The sequence below is a fragment of the Klebsiella sp. 64 genome (assembly GCF_018223915.1).
Lineage (GTDB): Bacteria > Pseudomonadota > Gammaproteobacteria > Enterobacterales > Enterobacteriaceae > Klebsiella > Klebsiella pneumoniae.
In genome coordinates this window covers 111,129-130,541 of sequence record NZ_JAGRQZ010000034.1, presented here as the reverse complement: position 1 = coordinate 130,541, position 19,413 = coordinate 111,129, and the positions used below count along the sequence as shown (strand labels likewise).

The 19,413-nt window shown below is 56.9% G+C and carries 17 protein-coding genes; 16 read left to right on the top strand and 1 reads right to left on the bottom strand.

The features are described from left to right. Nucleotides 1–29: 29 nt before the first annotated feature. From lnt to KHQ23_RS21195, 7 genes are all read left to right on the top strand, one after another. A complete protein-coding gene (gene lnt, locus KHQ23_RS21225; RefSeq protein WP_004147589.1) occupies nucleotides 30–1,568 on the top strand; it encodes an apolipoprotein N-acyltransferase in 1,539 nt (512 codons plus the stop codon). A gap of 354 nt (nucleotides 1,569–1,922) precedes the next feature. Beyond that, on the top strand, nucleotides 1,923–2,834 hold the full coding sequence (locus tag KHQ23_RS21220; RefSeq protein WP_002894712.1) for an amino acid ABC transporter substrate-binding protein: 912 nt from the start codon (nucleotides 1,923–1,925) through the stop codon (nucleotides 2,832–2,834). Between the two features lie 164 nt (nucleotides 2,835–2,998). Further along, nucleotides 2,999–3,739, top strand: coding sequence for an amino acid ABC transporter permease (locus KHQ23_RS21215; RefSeq protein ID WP_002894709.1), 741 nt, complete (start codon nucleotides 2,999–3,001; stop codon nucleotides 3,737–3,739). Continuing rightward, complete coding sequence (gene gltK / locus KHQ23_RS21210; protein WP_002894707.1) at nucleotides 3,739–4,413, top strand: glutamate/aspartate ABC transporter permease GltK; 675 nt, start codon at nucleotides 3,739–3,741, stop codon at nucleotides 4,411–4,413. Before KHQ23_RS21215 ends, gltK begins: the two co-directional genes overlap by 1 nt. Next, nucleotides 4,413–5,138 (top strand): amino acid ABC transporter ATP-binding protein, encoded by a 726-nt coding sequence (locus tag KHQ23_RS21205; protein ID WP_002894706.1) that lies wholly within the window; start codon nucleotides 4,413–4,415, stop codon nucleotides 5,136–5,138. The genes gltK and KHQ23_RS21205 overlap by 1 nt, the downstream gene beginning before the upstream one ends. Nucleotides 5,139–5,511: 373 nt before the next feature. After that, on the top strand, nucleotides 5,512–7,182 hold the full coding sequence (locus KHQ23_RS21200; protein WP_004176875.1) for a ShlB/FhaC/HecB family hemolysin secretion/activation protein: 1,671 nt from the start codon (nucleotides 5,512–5,514) through the stop codon (nucleotides 7,180–7,182). Between the two features lie 65 nt (nucleotides 7,183–7,247). Further along, a complete protein-coding gene (locus tag KHQ23_RS21195) occupies nucleotides 7,248–9,041 on the top strand; it encodes a filamentous hemagglutinin N-terminal domain-containing protein (protein WP_032434192.1) in 1,794 nt (597 codons plus the stop codon). A gap of 45 nt (nucleotides 9,042–9,086) precedes the next feature. Here the strand turns inward: KHQ23_RS21195 and KHQ23_RS21190 are convergent, their stop codons facing one another. Next, a complete protein-coding gene (locus KHQ23_RS21190; protein ID WP_002894699.1) occupies nucleotides 9,087–9,569 on the bottom strand; it encodes a zinc ribbon-containing protein in 483 nt (160 codons plus the stop codon). Between the two features lie 226 nt (nucleotides 9,570–9,795). Here KHQ23_RS21190 and leuS point away from each other — a divergent pair, with 226 nt between their 5' ends. From leuS to mrdB, 9 genes are all read left to right on the top strand, one after another. Further along, nucleotides 9,796–12,378 (top strand): leucine--tRNA ligase, encoded by a 2,583-nt coding sequence (gene leuS, locus KHQ23_RS21185; protein WP_004179029.1) that lies wholly within the window; start codon nucleotides 9,796–9,798, stop codon nucleotides 12,376–12,378. 14 nt (nucleotides 12,379–12,392) lie between these two features. Continuing rightward, nucleotides 12,393–12,983, top strand: coding sequence for an LPS assembly lipoprotein LptE (lptE, locus tag KHQ23_RS21180; RefSeq protein WP_002894693.1), 591 nt, complete (start codon nucleotides 12,393–12,395; stop codon nucleotides 12,981–12,983). After that, nucleotides 12,983–14,014, top strand: coding sequence for a DNA polymerase III subunit delta (gene holA, locus KHQ23_RS21175; protein WP_002894692.1), 1,032 nt, complete (start codon nucleotides 12,983–12,985; stop codon nucleotides 14,012–14,014). The genes lptE and holA overlap by 1 nt, the downstream gene beginning before the upstream one ends. Next, nucleotides 14,007–14,657, top strand: a complete 651-nt coding sequence (gene nadD, locus KHQ23_RS21170) for a nicotinate-nucleotide adenylyltransferase (RefSeq protein WP_004176879.1) — start codon at nucleotides 14,007–14,009, stop codon at nucleotides 14,655–14,657. The genes holA and nadD overlap by 8 nt, the downstream gene beginning before the upstream one ends. A 72-nt stretch (nucleotides 14,658–14,729) precedes the next feature. Beyond that, the gene (locus KHQ23_RS21165; protein ID WP_004191320.1) at nucleotides 14,730–15,359 is read left to right on the top strand and encodes an adenosylcobalamin/alpha-ribazole phosphatase; all 630 of its coding nucleotides are present in this window, start codon (nucleotides 14,730–14,732) and stop codon (nucleotides 15,357–15,359) included. Between the two features lie 222 nt (nucleotides 15,360–15,581). Next, on the top strand, nucleotides 15,582–15,899 hold the full coding sequence (gene rsfS / locus KHQ23_RS21160) for a ribosome silencing factor (RefSeq protein ID WP_002894623.1): 318 nt from the start codon (nucleotides 15,582–15,584) through the stop codon (nucleotides 15,897–15,899). A 3-nt stretch (nucleotides 15,900–15,902) separates the two neighbouring features. Next, on the top strand, nucleotides 15,903–16,370 hold the full coding sequence (gene rlmH, locus KHQ23_RS21155; protein WP_002894620.1) for a 23S rRNA (pseudouridine(1915)-N(3))-methyltransferase RlmH: 468 nt from the start codon (nucleotides 15,903–15,905) through the stop codon (nucleotides 16,368–16,370). 27 nt (nucleotides 16,371–16,397) lie between these two features. After that, nucleotides 16,398–18,299 (top strand): peptidoglycan DD-transpeptidase MrdA, encoded by a 1,902-nt coding sequence (gene mrdA / locus KHQ23_RS21150; RefSeq protein ID WP_002894617.1) that lies wholly within the window; start codon nucleotides 16,398–16,400, stop codon nucleotides 18,297–18,299. Further along, entirely contained in the window at nucleotides 18,299–19,411 is a 1,113-nt protein-coding gene (gene mrdB / locus KHQ23_RS21145; protein ID WP_002894613.1) for a peptidoglycan glycosyltransferase MrdB, read from the top strand. The genes mrdA and mrdB overlap by 1 nt, the downstream gene beginning before the upstream one ends. The last annotated feature ends 2 nt before the right edge of the window (nucleotides 19,412–19,413 follow it).

The following is a 19,413-nucleotide window of genomic DNA, read 5'->3' as shown; positions in this document are numbered from 1 at the left end:
GGCGTTAATTAACGGGACGATTAACCTAAATGGTATTTGCCTCTCTTCTTGAACGCCAGCGCATACGTCTGTTGCTGGCGCTGTTGTTTGGAGCCAGCGGAACGCTGGCTTTTTCACCTTATGACTTCTGGCCAGCGGCTATCGTTTCGCTGATCGGTCTGCAGGCGTTAACCCTCAACCGACGCCCGCTGCAAAGCGCCGGGATCGGCTATTTCTGGGGACTCGGGCTGTTCGGCACGGGTATCAACTGGGTCTATGTCAGCATCGCGCAGTTTGGCGGAATGCCCGGCCCGGTTAACGTCTTCCTCGTCGTTCTGCTGGCGGCCTATCTCTCGCTCTACACCGGCCTGTTTGCCGGCCTGCTCGCCCGTCTGTGGCCTAAAACTAACTGGATACGGATGGCTATCGCTGCCCCTGTCGTCTGGCAAATCACCGAGTTCCTGCGCGGCTGGGTGCTGACCGGCTTTCCGTGGCTACAGTTCGGCTACAGCCAGATTGACGGCCCGCTGAAAGGTCTCGCGCCGGTGATGGGCGTCGAGGCGATTAACTTCCTGCTGATGGTAGTCAGCGGCCTGCTGGCCCTGGCCCTCGTCCAGCGCAACTGGAAGCCGCTGGCGATTGCCGCGCTGCTGTTCGCCCTGCCCTTCCCGCTGCGCTATATCCAGTGGTATCAGCTGCTGCCGGCGCGCGCGACCCAGGTCTCGCTGGTGCAAGGCGATATCCCACAGGCCATGAAATGGGACGAAAAGCAGCTGGTCAATACCCTGAAAACCTACCTGGCGCTGACCCAGCCGCATATCGGCCACTCGCAGCTGATTATCTGGCCTGAATCGGCGATCCCGGATCTGGAGATCAACCAGCAGCAGTTCCTCAGCATGATGGACGATCTGCTGCGCGCAAAAGACAGCTCGCTGATCACCGGCATCGTCGATGCGCGTCTCAACAAGCAGAACCGTTACGATACCTACAACACCATCATTACTCTCGGCAAAGATAACCCGTACCGCTACGACTCGACCAACCGCTACAACAAGAACCATCTGGTGCCGTTCGGCGAGTTTGTACCGCTGGAGTCGATTCTGCGTCCGCTGGCGCCGTTCTTTGACCTGCCGATGTCCTCCTTCAGCCGCGGCCCCTACGTGCAGCCGCAGCTGATGGCGCATAACCTGAAGCTGACCGCGGCCATCTGCTACGAGATAATCCTCGGGGAACAGGTGCGGGATAACTTCCGGCCGGACACCGACTTCCTGCTGACCATCTCCAACGACGCCTGGTTCGGCAAGTCCATCGGCCCGTGGCAACACTTCCAGATGGCGCGAATGCGCGCCCTGGAGCTGGCCCGCCCGCTGCTGCGCAGCACCAACAACGGCATTACTGCGGTGATCGGCCCGCGCGGCGAGATCCAGAAGATGATCCCGCAGTTTACCCGCGAGGTGTTGACCACCACCGTGACCCCCACCAGCGGCTTAACCCCTTACGCCCGCACCGGCAACTGGCCGCTATGGGCGCTGACGGCGCTGTTTGGTTTCGCCGCGCTGCTGATGAGCCTGCGCCAGCGTCGCCGATAAGTTTCTCCGCCGGCGACGCCCGTCGCCGGCTTTTTCTTCCCATCATCTGCCGCTCTGGCACAGTCATTGCTTTATTTAACCTGGTAGCGGCATCGTCCGACCCAGTGCAACCAGGTTGCACCAGAAACGTTCGGTGGTCGCGCTATTTTGGTGCAATGGAAGATATTTGCCTCCGATTGGTGCGGAGCGCTTCGCAAAAATAAACAATAAAGCAGCAAAATCTTTACATTAAGCCAAACTAAATGCTAACAAACACATACAAATGCGGCACGTGGACGCGTGCCCCCAATAACAACACACACAATCACAATGGGTATCAATAGCGTCGCTGACGCTGCGGATAAGGAGTTGGATATGCAATTACGTAAACTGGCCACGGCAATGCTGGTAATGGGAATGACCGCTGGTCTGGCGCAGGCGGAAGATGCTGCCCCGGCGGCTGGCCAGAACACCCTGGATAAGATCGCCAAAAACGGGGTTATCGTTGTCGGCCATCGTGAATCTTCGGTCCCGTTCTCTTACTACGATAACCAGCAGAAGGTTGTGGGCTACTCTCAGGATTATTCCAACGCCATCGTCGATGCCATCAAGAAAAAACTGAACAAACCCGATCTGCAGGTCAAACTGATCCCGGTCACCTCGCAGAACCGTATCCCGTTGCTGCAGAATGGCACCTTTGATTTCGAGTGCGGCTCAACCACCAACAACCTTGAGCGCCAGAAACAGGCGGCCTTCTCCGATACCATCTTCGTGGTCGGTACCCGTCTGCTGGTGAAGAAAGGCGGTCCGATCAAAGATTTTCCGGACCTGAAGGATAAAGCGGTCGTCGTCACCTCCGGAACCACCTCAGAGATCCTGCTGCATAAGCTGAACGATGAGAAAAAAATGAATATGCGCATTATCAGCGCCAAAGATCATGGCGACTCTTTCCGCACCCTGGAGAGCGGACGCGCCGTGGCCTTTATGATGGATGATGCCCTGCTGGCTGGCGAACGCGCCAAGGCGAAGAAACCGGATAACTGGGAAATCGTCGGCACCCCGCAGTCGAAGGAAGCCTATGGCTGCATGCTGCGGAAGGACGATCCGACGTTCAAGGCGCTGGTTGATGAAACCGTCGCCCAGGCTCAGACCTCTGGCGAAGCGGAGAAGTGGTTTGACAAATGGTTCAAAAACCCGATTCCGCCAAAAAATCTTAACCTCAACTTCGAGCTGTCGGACGACATGAAAGCGCTGTTCAAATCACCTAACGACAAAGCACTGAACTAATTATAACAACCAGGGGCGGGATATCCTGCCCTCCCGATGATTGTCACAGCACGGACAGACTATACGGCGGCTGGTCGTTCCCCAGCCGCCGCGAATACCGAAACAAGCTGGACAACCGTCTTCGAGGGTAGCAATGGCTACCCTTTTTTTTCCAGGAGTCATGTATGTCAATAGACTGGAACTGGGGGATATTCCTGCAACAGGCCCCCTTCGGCAACACTACCTACCTGGGCTGGCTGTGGAGCGGTTTTCAAATCACCGTCGCCCTCTCCATCTCGGCCTGGATCATCGCTTTTCTCGTCGGCTCACTGTTCGGCATTTTACGCACGGTACCCAATCGCTTCCTCTCGGGCATTGGCACCTGCTATGTCGAACTGTTTCGCAACGTGCCGCTGATCGTGCAGTTCTTTACCTGGTACCTGGTGGTGCCGGAGTTCCTGCCGGAAAATATCGGCATGTGGTTTAAATCGGAGCTGGACCCAAACATTCAATTCTTTGTCTCCTCCATGCTGTGCCTGGGGCTGTTTACCGCCGCTCGCGTCTGCGAGCAGGTACGCGCCGCCATCCAGTCGCTGCCGCGCGGGCAGAAGAACGCCGGCCTGGCGATGGGCCTGACCCTGCCGCAAACCTACCGCTACGTGCTGCTGCCGAACGCCTACCGCGTTATCGTGCCGCCGATGACCTCGGAGATGATGAACCTGGTGAAAAACTCGGCCATCGCCTCCACCATCGGTCTGGCCGATATGGCCGCGCAGGCGGGCAAACTGCTGGACTACTCCGCTCATGCCTGGGAGTCTTTTACCGCCATCACCCTGGCCTATGTTTTCATCAACGCGGTGATTATGCTGATTATGTATGTGGTCGAGCGTAAGGTTCGCCTGCCTGGCAATATGGGAGGCAAATAATGTACGATTTTGACTGGAGTTCGATCGTTCCCTCCATGCCCTATCTGCTGGCAGGGCTGGTGATCACCCTTAAGATTACGGTGATCGCCATCGTGGTCGGCATCGTCTGGGGCACCCTGCTGGCGGTTATGCGCCTGTCCAGCTTCTTGCCGCTGGCCTGGTTTGCTAAATCCTACGTCAACGTATTCCGCTCAATCCCACTGGTGATGGTCCTGCTGTGGTTCTACCTGATTGTCCCGGGCTTCCTGCAGAACGTGCTGGGACTGTCGCCGAAAACGGATATTCGCCTGATCTCGGCGATGGTGGCGTTTTCGATGTTCGAAGCCGCCTACTATTCAGAGATTATCCGCGCCGGCATTCAGAGCATCTCCCGCGGCCAGTCCAGCGCCGCGCTGGCGTTGGGGATGACCCACTGGCAGTCAATGCGGCTGGTGATCCTGCCGCAGGCCTTCCGCGCCATGGTGCCGCTGCTGCTAACCCAGGGGATCGTCCTGTTCCAGGATACCTCGCTGGTGTATGTATTGAGTCTCGCCGACTTCTTCCGTACCGCCTCCACCATTGGCGAGCGTGACGGAACCCAGGTCGAAATGATCCTGTTCGCGGGCGGCGTCTATTTTGTGATTAGCCTCAGCGCCTCGCTGTTGGTCAGCTGGTTGAAGAAAAGGACTGTGTAATGATTACCCTGAAAAACGTTTCAAAATGGTATGGTCACTTTCAGGTGCTGACCGATTGCTCCACGGAAGTGAAAAAAGGCGAAGTCGTGGTGGTCTGCGGGCCGTCAGGCTCCGGTAAATCCACGCTGATTAAGACTGTGAACGGCCTTGAGCCGGTACAGCAGGGGCAGATTATTGTCGATGGCACCGTGGTTAACGATAAAAAGACCAACCTGGCTAAACTGCGCTCGCACGTCGGCATGGTGTTTCAGCATTTTGAACTGTTCCCGCATCTGTCGATTATCGACAACCTGACGCTGGCGCAGGTCAAAGTTCTTAACCGCGATAAAGCCTCAGCGCGCAAGAAAGGCCTCAAGTTGCTGGAGCGCGTTGGCCTGGCGGCGCATGCGGAAAAATACCCGGCGCAACTCTCCGGCGGCCAGCAGCAGCGCGTGGCCATTGCCCGAGCCCTGTGTATGGACCCGATCGCCATGCTGTTTGATGAGCCCACCTCAGCGCTTGACCCGGAGATGATTAACGAGGTGCTGGACGTTATGGTCGAACTGGCCAACGAGGGGATGACCATGATGGTCGTGACCCATGAGATGGGCTTTGCCCGCAAGGTGGCGAACCGGGTGATCTTTATGGATGAAGGGAAGATTGTCGAGGATGCCGATAAAGAGGCCTTCTTTGCCAATCCGCAATCCGAGCGTGCCAAAGATTTCCTCGCCAAAATACTCCATTAATGGTTTTTCTCTGCGCATACCGCCCGGTATGCGCAGTTAATCTTTTCCGCCATATTATTCGCCAATGTTATTTATGCGGCGGATTATCGCTACTATCATTTACGTACCCAATAAACCTGGGCGATAAAAGCTGAACTTATTTATTAAATCGATCAATTCATAAAGAATTCAATAATGAATTCGTGGACCGGCCTTGCCACCGCCGCTAGCATATAACGCCTCGTAACAGGTTCGTCGCACGATTATTTTATTAATTGAATGTAATATTCTTGCCTGACCTCGCCTGCGCCGAAATAAAGGCCATCAATATTCTCTGCCGCTCGCAGAATAATGGATGCGCCACCAAACCAATGAAACAAATGGATATTGCTTCATGTTAATTCGATCTCGCACGCTCACCGGGCTGCTGTTTATCACGCTGGCGGGCACCTCAGCCGCCGGGGCCGCGCCATTGGCCTCTTCTACTCACCAGACGGAGCAGGATAAAGCCCGCCAGGAGGCGCTGGCGCCGCAGCAACAGGATTTTCAGTCTTCACAACAGCGCGTGGCGCCGCAGGGGATCCCTTTTCCTGAGGAAACGCATTGCAAATTGATCAACCGGGTCGATATCGACTCCGATAACCAGGCGCTCACCCGGAAATTACTGGCGAAAACCGCACGGCAGGCGCAGGGACGCTGTCTGGGTAGCGAAGGCATTCGCCTGCTGGCCTATACCTTGCAAAATGAGCTGATCGCGCAAGGCTACATCACCTCGCTGATTGATGTGCCCTCCCAGTCGCTGGAGCACGGCATACTCAGGTTCACGCTGCACTATGGCAAAGTGGGCGCTATCGACTATGCCGACGGCTCGGACACCACCCGCCTGTGGAATTCCCTACCCACCTCTTCCGGTACTATCCTGCGCTTAAGCGACCTTGAGCAAGGGATGGCCAACCTGCAGCGTCTGCCCGGCGCCACCGCGCACATGAAACTGCTGCCGGGCCAACACGAGGGAGAAAGCGATATCCAGATCGCCCGCAGCCTGGCGAAAAAATGGCAGCTTGGCGCCTGGCTTGACGACGCCGGCAGCAAAGCCAGCGGACGCTACCAGGCCGGGGGGGCCCTCTATCTCTATGACCTGACCACCCTCAACGATATCCTGTACCTTTCCGGCGGGGGCGATATTGAATTCAATCAGCATAACGACGGCAACCACAACGGCAGCCTGTATTACTCCATTCCCTTTGGCTACTGGACACTAAGCGCCTACGGGGCATACAGCCAGTATCGTCAGCAGTTTAACGGCAACTGGTCGACGATGGATTATAAGAGTAAAAATCGCTACTACAGCGCCACGCTGAGTCGTCTGCTCTCCCACACCCGGCAGCAAAAAACCACCGCTGACCTGCGGATCGCCAAGAGCACCTCGCATTATTACTTCGGCGGCAGTGAGCTACTGGTGATGCGCAAGCAGAACCCCTCATGGGAATTCACCCTCAACCACCAGCACTACTTTAACAAAAAGATTGTTGATGCCAGCATCGGCATCCAGCGCAGCCTGCCGTGGCTCAGCTCGACAGCAACGCCGGAAGAGCAGGCCGGGCTGTATAGCCCGCTGTCGCGGATTGTGCATGGTAATCTGCAGGCAATGATGAAATTTGACGCCACCGGCGACAAATTTACCTGGGCTCCCCGCCTCAGCGCCCAGTTCAGCCCGGACAAACTCGCTTCCGATAATAAATTCAATATTGGCAGCCGCTGGAGCGTGCGCGGTTTTGACGGTGAAAACAGCCTGTCCGGCAATCAGGGATGGTACTGGCGCAACGATTTTATCTGGGATCTGGCCACCCACGAGCGGCAATTCTATTTGGGCGCGGATATAGGCCGTCTTATCGGCGCCGATCTATATCAAAAAGGCAAAGTGCTCTCCGGCGCCGTCAGCGGGCTGCGCGGTCAGCTATGGTCAACGCAGTACGATCTGTTTATTAGTACCCCGCTGAGTAAACCGGATAAGTTTCATAGCGACGCCCTGAATATGGGCTTTTCATTACAGTGGAGGTATTAATTCGCACATTATTGACTCGTCATATTTACATTATTTATTAATCATTATTTAAAGGAATAAAGAAAATGTTTAAGTTTAAGGCTTCTTATGTCGCACTGGCGGCAGTATTAACCTCGTCGGTAGTTTATGCCGACCCCACAAGCTATACGCACTCTTCCGGCGCCACGGTTATCGATATTGAAAAGCCGAACGCCGCCGGTGTCTCCCATAACCTGTACCGCGACTTCAACGTCGGCACCAATGGCACCATCCTTAATAACAGCGGCGATGATGTCAGCCACAGCACATTTGGCAATATCGCCCGCAACAATAATCTGACCGCCGGCAGCGCTTCGGTGATTTTGAACGAGGTGACCTCCAAAAACGCCAGTAGCCTGAAGGGCTTTATCGAAGTCAACGGTCAGAAAGCGGATGTGGTAATCGCCAACCCGAACGGCATCACCTGTTCCGGCTGTAGCTTTGTTAATACCAACAAGGCTATCCTGACCACCGGCAAGGTTAATATGACCGACGATGGCGCCATCGGCAGCTATACCGTAACGGGAGGCACCCTCACCATCGGCGAAAATGGCATGAACGCCGCCAACGGCTACGCGGTTCTGCTCGCCGACGCGATTAAGATTAACGGTAAAGTGCAGGCCAACAACGCCCTGGTCAGCGCGGGCAACTTCACCATGGATAACAGCTCTGGCTCGGTGACCTCCGCCGGTAAAAAGGCCACCCTGATCCAGATGACGGTTAACCCGCAGTACAGCATCGACGTCAGCAGCCTTGGCGGCATTGAGGCCAACAGCATCAGCATGGTTGGCAATAATATCGGCTTTGGCGTACGTAATAAGGGTTCTATTATCTCCAACGGCACGCTGATGCTCACCAGCAACGGTAATTTACTGAACAAAGGGTCAATAACGGGCAAAGGTTTGCTGAGCCAGGTTTCCACCGTCACGGGCATCACCAATGACGGTAGCATCGCCGGCGCCTATTATTTAATGCTCTCCAGTGGCGATTATATCGTTAACACCGGTTCTCTCTCCGGCGGCCAGCTGATTGCCACCGCTAACGGCAACATCACCAACGGCGACTCAGGCACGATGACCGGCACCAGTGGATTAAGCCTGACCAGCGGCGGGAAAATCCGCAACGAAGAAAAAGCCTCCCTGCTGTCAAATAACCAGATTGCCGCCACGGCAATCGGTGATTTCCTCAATGAAGGCAAAATCAGCGCCAAACACACCAGCCTGACGTTTGTCGGCGACAGCTTTAAAAACACCGGCAATATTAACTCTACTGGCCAAACCACCATTCAGTCGCTTACACAGGACGGCAGCGCCAATACGGGCGAGATCTATAACCTCGGCAATATCACCGGCGAAAATATCAATCTGCAGACCAATGGCACGCTGGCGCAAAGCAGCAGTGGTCGTATTGAGGCAACCAACGCCATTACCGCCCACAGCTACTGGCTGAACCAAAATGGTTATATGAATGCCGCCGATATCACCACCGATCACGGCGTAGTGAATAATTATGGCAATATTACTGCCAAAAATATTTCAATCACGACCTACTCAGATATCACCAACGAAGGGCAGATCAGCAGCACCGGCGACCTGATCTTAAATACCAAAAATAAAGGCGCGATCTACAATTATTCAACCCTCAGCGCGGGCGGCAACATGACGTTAACCGCCACCAAAGTGGTCAATGGTGGTAAAAGTTGCGGCATACTGGGCCTGGCGAAATGCGGAGTCGGGACGTTAACTGCTGACAAGCTGGTACTGAACTCATCGCAGAAATATGTTAGCGACATGGGTGGAAAACAGTATTTCAAGAGCACCGAAGTCAACACGGTGAAATAAGACAAACCACGATGCGCGAAGCCTCGCGCATCGTTTTTCGCACGCTTAGGGCTCGAAGGGCCGACGCTGGAACTGATCGTGGCCACATTTTGGACAGCGCGGCAGCACGTCCGGGGTGTATACCGCCAGGTGATAGTGGCACTTCTCGCAGACCAGGTTGCCCAGACCGACCACTTCGCCGCTGTGGTACACGCCGTGGTGATTCAGATCCTGAAAGACTTCCCGCCACTCGAGCTGGGTTTTGTCGGTGATATCAGCCAGCTCCTGCCACAGGCTCTCTTTGATCACCCGCATAAACACGCTGTCGCTCTCGTCTTCGTGACTCTCTTCGTAGCTGCGGGCAAACTCCTCTAGGTCGCGCTTGACCGCCGCAATCACCGACTCGATCTCGCTCTGCGTCAGATCGCCGGCGCGGACGATTTTTTCCCGCGCCTGCGTCACCAGCGCGTCGATATCGCGCTCTCCATGGCGGAGCCGTTCGCTGAGCGAGGAGACCAGTTCACGGTAATATTGAGCAACCTTGTTCATCATTTCGCCTCCGGTGGGGTTAACGTCTTCTGATAATAGACCTTATTCCTCTCCCGCTGTGTCTGACAAGCCACAGAGTCGCGAAATAATCTGCGCAGCTTTTGCCGATGTTGATGTGCGAAAAGCTGTTTTGACGTGGGCGTTTGGGCTATGCTATGCCGATCTGAAATAACACATCCATTGGCTACACTTTGTAGCTGTATTGAAAACAGGACCACTGGCTGCCATGCAAGAGCAATACCGCCCGGAAGAGATAGAATCGAAAGTCCAGCTTCACTGGGACGAAAATCGTACATTTGAAGTAACTGAAGACGAGAGCAAAGAGAAGTATTACTGCCTGTCGATGCTTCCTTATCCTTCTGGTCGACTACACATGGGTCACGTGCGTAACTACACCATCGGCGACGTGATTGCCCGCTACCAGCGCATGCTGGGCAAAAACGTCCTGCAGCCGATCGGCTGGGATGCGTTCGGTCTGCCGGCAGAAGGGGCGGCGGTGAAAAACAACACCGCGCCAGCGCCGTGGACCTACGACAACATCGCCTACATGAAAAACCAGCTAAAAATGCTGGGCTTCGGCTATGACTGGAGCCGCGAGCTGGCGACCTGCACCCCGGAATATTACCGCTGGGAGCAGAAGTTCTTCACCGAGCTGTACAAAAAAGGCCTGGTGTACAAAAAAACCTCCGCAGTGAACTGGTGCCCGAATGACCAGACCGTGCTGGCCAACGAACAGGTTATCGACGGCTGCTGCTGGCGCTGCGATACCAAGGTCGAGCGTAAAGAGATCCCGCAGTGGTTTATTAAAATCACCGCCTACGCCGATGAACTGCTGAACGATCTGGATAAGCTGGACCACTGGCCGGACACCGTGAAGACCATGCAGCGCAACTGGATCGGCCGTTCGGAAGGGGTAGAAATCTCCTTTGACGTCAACGACTACGCTGACAAACTGACTGTCTACACCACCCGTCCGGACACCTTTATGGGTTGTACCTACCTGGCCGTCGCGGCGGGTCACCCGCTGGCGCAGCAGGCTGCGGCGAACAATCCGGCGCTGGCCGCCTTTATCGACGAGTGCCGCAATACCAAAGTGGCCGAAGCCGACATGGCGACGATGGAGAAAAAAGGCGTCGATACCGGCTTTAAAGCCATTCATCCGCTGACCGGTGAACAAATTCCGGTCTGGGCGGCAAACTTTGTGCTGATGGAATACGGCACCGGCGCGGTAATGGCCGTTCCGGGTCACGACCAGCGCGACTACGAGTTCGCCAGCAAGTACGGTCTGAACATTAAGCCGGTTATCCTCGCTGCCGACGGCTCCGAGCCGGATCTCTCCGAGCAGGCGCTGACCGAGAAAGGCGTCCTGTTTAACTCCGGCGAGTTCAGCGGTCTTGATTATGAAGCGGGCTTCAACGCCATTGCCGACAAACTGGCTGCCATGGGCGTGGGCGAGCGTAAAGTTAACTACCGTCTGCGCGACTGGGGCGTATCCCGTCAGCGCTACTGGGGCGCGCCGATCCCGATGGTGACCCTGGAAGATGGCACCGTGCTGCCGACCCCGGAAGATCAGCTGCCGGTGATCCTGCCGGAAGACGTGGTCATGGACGGCATCACCAGCCCGATCAAAGCCGATCCTGAATGGGCCAAGACCACCGTCAACGGCCAGCCGGCGCTGCGCGAAACCGACACCTTTGACACCTTTATGGAATCCTCCTGGTACTATGCGCGCTACACCTGCCCGCAGTATCAGGAAGGAATGCTGGATTCGAAAGCGGCCAACTACTGGCTGCCGGTAGATATCTACATCGGCGGTATCGAACACGCCATCATGCACCTGCTCTACTTCCGCTTCTTCCATAAGCTGATGCGCGACGCGGGCATGGTGAACTCCGATGAGCCGGCGAAACAGCTGCTGTGCCAGGGCATGGTGCTGGCTGACGCGTTCTACTATGTGGGCGAAAACGGCGAACGTAACTGGGTTTCCCCGGTTGACGCCATCGTTGAGCGCGACGAAAAAGGCCGCATCGTGAAGGCCAAAGACGCGGCGGGCCACGAGCTGGTGTACACCGGCATGAGCAAGATGTCCAAGTCGAAAAACAACGGCATCGACCCGCAGGTGATGGTTGAGCGCTACGGCGCGGATACCGTGCGTCTGTTCATGATGTTTGCGTCCCCGGCGGATATGACCCTCGAGTGGCAGGAATCTGGCGTTGAAGGGGCGAACCGCTTCCTGAAACGCGTCTGGAAACTGGTCTACGAGCACACCACTAAAGGAGAGGTTGCGGCACTGAACGTGGCGGCTCTGAGCGAAGATCAGAAAGCGCTGCGTCGCGATATCCACAAAACCATCGCCAAAGTGACCGATGACATCGGCCGTCGTCAGACCTTCAACACCGCCATCGCGGCAATCATGGAGCTGATGAACAAGCTGGCGAAAGCGCCGCAGGAAGATGAGCAGGATCGTGCGCTGATGCAGGAAGCTCTGCTGGCGGTGGTGCGTATGCTCAACCCGTTCACTCCGCACGCCAGCTTCACCCTGTGGCGTGAGCTGAACGGCGAAGGCGATATCGACAACGCGCCGTGGCCGGTAGCGGATGAGAGCGCGATGGTGGAAGACAGCACCCTCGTCGTCGTCCAGGTCAATGGCAAAGTTCGTGGTAAAATTACCGTTGCGGTAGATGCAACTGAAGAGCAGGTTCGCGAGCGCGCCGGCCAGGAACATCTGGTGGCGAAATATCTCGACGGTAAAACCGTGCGTAAAGTGATTTACGTTCCGGGTAAACTGCTCAATCTGGTCGTTGGCTAAGCGCGGGAGGAAGCGTGCGATATCTGGTAACAATGTTGTTATCTCTGGCGGTGCTCGTCACCGCCGGCTGTGGCTGGCATTTGCGTAGCACTACCAAGGTGCCCGCCACCATGAAAACCATGATTTTCCAGTCGAGCGATCCGAACGGCCCGTTAAGCCGCGCGGTACGTAATCAGCTGCGTCTTAACGGCGTGGAACTGATCGACGCCAGCACGCTGCGTAAAGATGTCCCTTCTCTGCGCCTCGATGGCTCGTCGATTCAGAAAGATACCGCATCGGTGTTCCAGGATGGTCGTACGGCGGAGTATCAGATGGTCATGACCGTTCATGCCAGCGTCCTGATCCCGGGTCACGATATCTATCCGATTACCACCAAGGTCTATCGGTCGTTCTTTGATAACCCGCAGGCGGCATTAGCGAAAGACGCCGAGCAGGATATGATTATCCAGGAAATGTACGACAAAGCGGCGGAACAGCTGATTCGTAAGCTGCCAAGCGTTCAGGTAGCGGATGTTGAAGCAACCCAGCAGGAAGAGAAACCGGTCGCCAGCAGCGCGGCGCCGGCTTCCTCGGGTAACCGCGTCTCCACCACGCTGGGTCAATGATGATTCGGTTGTACCCGGAACAGCTCCGCGCGCAGCTCACTGAAGGGCTGCGCGCGGCCTATCTGCTGCTTGGCAACGATCCCCTGCTGTTGCAGGAAAGCCAGGACGCCATTCGCGAAGCTGCTGCCGCGCAGGGCTTTACCGAGCACCATACTTTTTCAATCGACAACAGCACCGACTGGCAGGCGATTTTCGCCTTAAGCCAGGCGATGAGCCTGTTTGCCAGCCGGCAAACCCTGCTGTTGATCCTACCGGAAAACGGCCCCAACGCGGCGATCAATGAACAGCTCGCCACGCTGGTTGGCCTGCTGCACGACGACCTGCTGCTGATAGTTCGCGGAAATAAGCTGACCAAAGCCCAGGAGAATGCCGCATGGCTCACCGCCCTGGCTCAGCGCGCCGTCCAGGTCAGTTGCCAGACGCCGGAATACGCGCAGCTGCCGCGCTGGCTGGCCGCCCGTGCCAAACAGCATCAGCTGCAGCTCGATGACGCGGCCAGTCAGCTGCTGTGCTACTGTTACGAAGGCAATCTGCTGGCGCTGGCGCAGGCGCTGGAGCGTCTGGCGCTGCTCTGGCCGGACGGTAAGCTAACCCTGCCCCGCGTTGAGCAAGCGGTAAACGATGCCGCGCACTTTACGCCTTACCATTGGGTCGATGCCCTACTGGCAGGCAAAAGTAAGCGCGTGCTGCACGTCCTGCAGCAGTTACGCCTTGAAGGCTGCGAGCCGGCGATCCTGCTGCGTACTCTGCAGCGGGAGCTGCTGCTGCTGGTTACCCTCAAGCGCCAGGCGACGCACACGCCGCTGCGCTCGCTGTTTGATAAACACCGGGTCTGGCAAAACCGCCGTCAGCTGCTCAGCGACGCTCTCACGCGCCTGAGCGGGGAACAGCTGCGCCAGGCGGTGACCCTTCTGACCCGCGCGGAGCTCACCTTTAAACAGGATTACGGGCACGACGTCTGGCCCGAACTGGAAAGTCTTTCGTTGTTGCTCTGCCACAAAGCCCTGGCGGACGTTTTTATTGATGGTTGATATGACTCAGTTACAGGCAATCTATGGCGGCACCTTCGATCCGGTGCATTACGGTCACCTCAAGCCGGTTGAGATTCTGGCGAATCAGATTGGCCTGAGCAAGGTCATCATCATGCCTAACAACGTCCCGCCGCACCGGCCGCAGCCGGAAGCCACCAGCGCCCAGCGCGTGCACATGCTGAAGCTGGCGATTGCCGATAAACCGCTGTTCACGCTCGATGAACGCGAACTGCGGCGCGATACCCCCTCCTGGACGGCGCAAACGCTGCAGGAGTGGCGCCAGGAGCAGGGGCCGCGCAAACCGCTGGCGTTTATCATTGGCCAGGATTCGCTACTGACCTTTCCCACCTGGCACAACTATGAAACCATTCTCGACAATGTCCACCTGATTGTTTGCCGCCGCCCGGGTTACCCGCTGACCATGGCGCAGGAAGCGGATCAGCGCTGGCTGGATCGCCATTTAACCCACGACGTGGAGTCTCTGCATAACCGCCCTTCCGGCGTGATCTACCTGGCTGAGACGCCGTGGTTCGATATTTCCGCGACGATCATCCGCCAGCGCCTTGAGCGCGGCGAGTCCTGCGCCGAGATGCTGCCCGCCGCCGTGCTGGATTACATCCGCGAGCAGGGACTCTATTGCTGACCCCAGGCTGGGCCTGGCGCGAAAAAAGCGCTATCGTAACGCCATCTCTTCATCGCCTGTCAGAGCCTGTTCATGAAATTGTGGTTAGTTCGCCATGGCGAAACCGAAGCCAACGTTGCCGGGTTATACAGCGGCCATGCCCCAACGCCCCTGACGCCGCGCGGCGTCGCTCAGGCGCGCGCGCTCGGCGAACGGCTGCGCCTGGCGCCTTTCGATAAAGTATTCTGTAGCGAGCTGGCGCGGACCGGGACAACGGCCGATCTGCTGCTTGGCGACCGCGCTATTCCGCGTGAGCGCCATCCCGCGCTCAATGAGATGTTTTTCGGCGACTGGGAGATGCGTCATCATCGCGACCTCCAGCGAGAAGATGCGGAAAACTATGCCGCCTGGTGTGCCGACTGGCAGCATGCGGCCCCCACCAACGGCGAAAGCTTTCAGAATTTTGCCCGCCGCGTCAGCGAGTTTATCCCAACGCTGACCGACTGCCGCCATCTTGACCATCTGCTGATCGTCGGCCATCAGGGCGTCCTGAGCCTGCTGACCGCCCTGCTGTTGCAGATGCCTGCGGCGGCGATGTGGCACTTTCCCATTGCCCATGGCGCCTGGAGCCTCCTCGAAATCCGCGACGATTTCACCACCCTGCGGGTATTAAATAGCCAGGCCGTCTGGCAGCCGCAAGAAGAATTCCCGCCAGACCATTGACAGGCCAGAGCAGGCTGTTATTCTCCGCTGCCAGGCAGCATCCGCCAAAGCCGGTTTGCAGAAATTGTTTTACAAAAATGGCGATGCAATCCGCGGCGAGGGATGGGATGATAGCCCGCCACGAACGCCTGCCGACAGACATTTCACCCGACTTTTTCATCAGTTCAGGTATACTGTCAGGCTCTTTATGATTATCAATCTTCACGCACCCAGGGGGAACACTTGCAGGGTAAAGCACTCCAGGATTTTGTTATCGACAAAATTGATGACCTGAAAGGTCAGGACATCGTTGCCATTGATGTACATGGCAAATCCAGCATCACCGATTGCATGATTATCTGCACCGGCACCTCCACGCGTCATGTGATGTCTATCGCCGACCACGTGGTTCAGGAGTCCCGCGCCGCCGGCATGCTGCCGCTGGGCGTTGAAGGGGAAGCCGCCGCCGACTGGATCGTCGTCGACCTCGGCGACGTGATGGTCCACGTCATGCAGGAAGAGAGCCGTCGTCTGTACGAGCTGGAAAAACTCTGGAGTTAATGCGTGAAGTTGCAGCTGGTGGCCGTTGGCACCAAAATGCCGGACTGGGTACAGACCGGCTTTAGCGAGTATCTGCGCCGTTTTCCCAAAGATATGCCGTTCGAGCTGGTGGAGATCCCTGCCGGTAAGCGCGGTAAGAACGCTGATATCAAACGCATCCTCGAAAAAGAGGGCGAGATGATGTTAGCCGCTGCCGGTAAGAACCGCATCGTGACCCTGGATATTCCGGGTAAACCATGGGATACACCGCAGCTGGCGCGCGAACTGGAACGCTGGAAACAGGACGGGCGCGACGTCAGTTTACTGGTAGGCGGTCCGGAGGGTCTCTCTCCCGCCTGTAAAGCAGCGGCGGAACAGAGTTGGTCGCTCTCCACCCTCACCTTACCTCACCCGCTGGTGCGCGTACTGGTGGCCGAGAGTCTGTACCGGGCGTGGAGCATCACCACCAACCACCCGTACCACCGTGAGTAATGATGATCAGGGTAGACTAAGCAGCGAATGAAATTACAGAATTCTTTCCGCGACTATACGGCTGAATCCTCGCTGTTCGTGCGCCGGGCGCTGGTCGCTTTTTTGGGGATTTTGCTGCTTACCGGCGTTCTGATCGCCAACCTGTACAATGTGCAAATCGTTCGCTTCGACGACTATCAGACGCGCTCGAACGAAAACCGCATCAAGCTGGTGCCGATCCCGCCGAGCCGCGGCATTATTTACGATCGCAACGGCACCCCGCTGGCGCTTAACCGCACCATTTACCAGCTGGAGATGATGCCGGAGAAAGTCGATAACGTACAGCAGACGCTGGATGCGCTACGCGACGTCGTCGATTTAACTGACGATGACATCGCCGGTTTCAAAAAGGAGCGCGCCCGCTCCCATCGTTTTACCTCGATTCCGGTAAAGGTCAACCTCAGCGAAGTGCAGGTGGCCCGCTTTGCCGTCAACCAGTACCGCTTTCCCGGCGTGGAAGTCAAAGGCTACAAGCGTCGTTATTACCCCTATAATTCGGCGCTGACTCACGTCATTGGCTATGTCTCAAAAATTAACGATAAAGACGTCGACCGCCTGGATAAAGAGGGCAAGCTGGCCAACTACGCCTCGACGCACGACATTGGTAAGCTGGGTATAGAGCGTTATTACGAGGACGTTCTGCACGGTCAGACCGGCTACGAAGAGGTTGAAGTGAACAACCGCGGCCGCGTCATTCGTCAGCTGAAAGAGGTGCCTCCGCAGGCCGGACGCGACATTTACCTCACCCTCGACCTCAAGCTGCAGCAGTATATTGAAACGCTGCTGGCCGGCAGCCGCGCCGCCGTGGTGGTGACCGACCCGCGTACCGGCGCTATTCTGGCGCTGGTTTCAACCCCGAGCTATGACCCGAACCTGTTCGTCGACGGCATCTCCAGCAAAGATTACTCCGCGCTGCTCAACGACCCGAACACACCGCTGGTCAACCGAGCGACGCAGGGGGTCTATCCGCCGGCGTCGACGGTCAAACCGTACGTCGCCGTCTCGGCGCTGAGCGCCGGGGTGATCACCCGCAACACCAGCCTCTTCGACCCCGGCTGGTGGCAGTTGCCTGGCTCAGAGAAACGCTATCGTGACTGGAAAAAGTGGGGCCACGGCCATCTGAACGTCACCAAAGCGCTCGAGGAGTCTGCAGATACCTATTTCTACCAGGTCGCCTATGACATGGGCATCGACCGTCTCTCAGAGTGGATGAGCAAGTTTGGCTACGGCCATTACACCGGTATCGACCTCTCCGAGGAGCGCTCTGGCAACATGCCGACCCGCGAATGGAAGCTCAAGCGCTTTAAGAAACCCTGGTACCAGGGGGACACCATTCCGGTGGGCATCGGCCAGGGTTACTGGACCGCCACGCCGATCCAGATGAACAAAGCGCTGATGATCCTGATTAACGACGGCGTGGTGAAGGTGCCTCATCTGCTGCAGAGCACCGTGGAAGACGGCAAGCCCGTACCCTGGGTCCAGCCCCATGAGCCGCCGGTAGGCGATATCCATTCCGGCTATTGGGAAATCGCCAAAGACGGCATGTACGGCGTGGCCAACCGCGGCAACGGCACCGCGCACAAATACTTCGCCAGCGCGCCGTATAAAATCGCGGCCAAGTCAGGTACCGCTCAGGTGTTCGGCCTGAAGGCCAACGAAACCTATAACGCGCACCGGATCTCCGAGCGCTTGCGCGACCATAAACTGATGACAGCGTTTGCGCCTTATAACAACCCGCAGGTTGCCGTGGCGATGATTCTGGAAAACGGCGGCGCCGGCCCGGCGGTCGGTACGATTATGCGCCAGATCCTCGATCACATCATGCTGGGCGATAACAACACTACGCTGCCAAGCGAAAACCCGGCGGTAACCGCAGGGGAGGATCAATAATGACGGATAATCCGAACAAAAAATCGCTATGGGATAAAATCCATCTTGACCCCACCATGCTGCTTATCCTGCTGGCGCTGCTGACCTACAGCGCGCTGGTTATCTGGAGCGCCAGCGGTCAGGATGTCGGCATGATGGAGCGTAAAATCGGCCAGATCGCCATGGGCGTGGTGATCATGATCGTCATGGCGCAGATCCCGCCGCGGGTCTATGAAGGCTGGGCGCCCTACCTCTATATTTTCTGTATCATCCTGCTGGTAGCCGTTGACGCCTTCGGTGCCATCTCCAAAGGGGCGCAGCGCTGGCTGGATCTCGGTATTGTGCGCTTTCAGCCGTCGGAGATCGCCAAAATAGCCGTGCCGCTGATGGTGGCGCGGTTTATTAACCGCGATGTCTGTCCACCGTCGCTGAAGAACACCGGCATTGCCCTGGTGCTAATCTTCCTGCCAACGCTGCTGGTGGCAGCGCAGCCTGACCTCGGGACCTCGATCCTGATCGCCCTATCCGGACTGTTTGTGCTGTTCCTCTCCGGCCTCAGCTGGCGCCTGATTGGTATCGCCGTGGTGCTGGTCGCCGCCTTTATTCCGATCCTGTGGTTCTTCCTGATGCACGACTATCAGCGTCAGCGCGTGATGATGCTCCTCGATCCGGAAACCGACCCGCTGGGCGCCGGCTATCACATTATTCAGTCTAAAATTGCCATTGGCTCCGGCGGTCTGCGCGGCAAAGGCTGGCTGCACGGCACCCAGTCGCAGCTGGAGTTTCTGCCGGAACGCCACACCGACTTTATCTTCGCCGTCCTCGCCGAAGAGCTGGGCCTGATTGGCGTACTGATCCTGCTAGCGCTTTATATTCTGCTGATTATGCGCGGACTGTGGATCGCCGCCCAGGCGCAAACCACCTTTGGCCGGGTCATGGCCGGTGGTTTAATGTTGATTTTATTCGTTTATGTCTTCGTAAATATTGGTATGGTGAGTGGTATTTTACCGGTGGTGGGCGTACCGTTGCCGCTGGTGAGCTACGGGGGCTCCGCCCTGATCGTACTGATGGCCGGGTTTGGTATCGTAATGTCGATCCATACCCACAGAAAAATGTTGTCGAAAAGCGTTTAAAG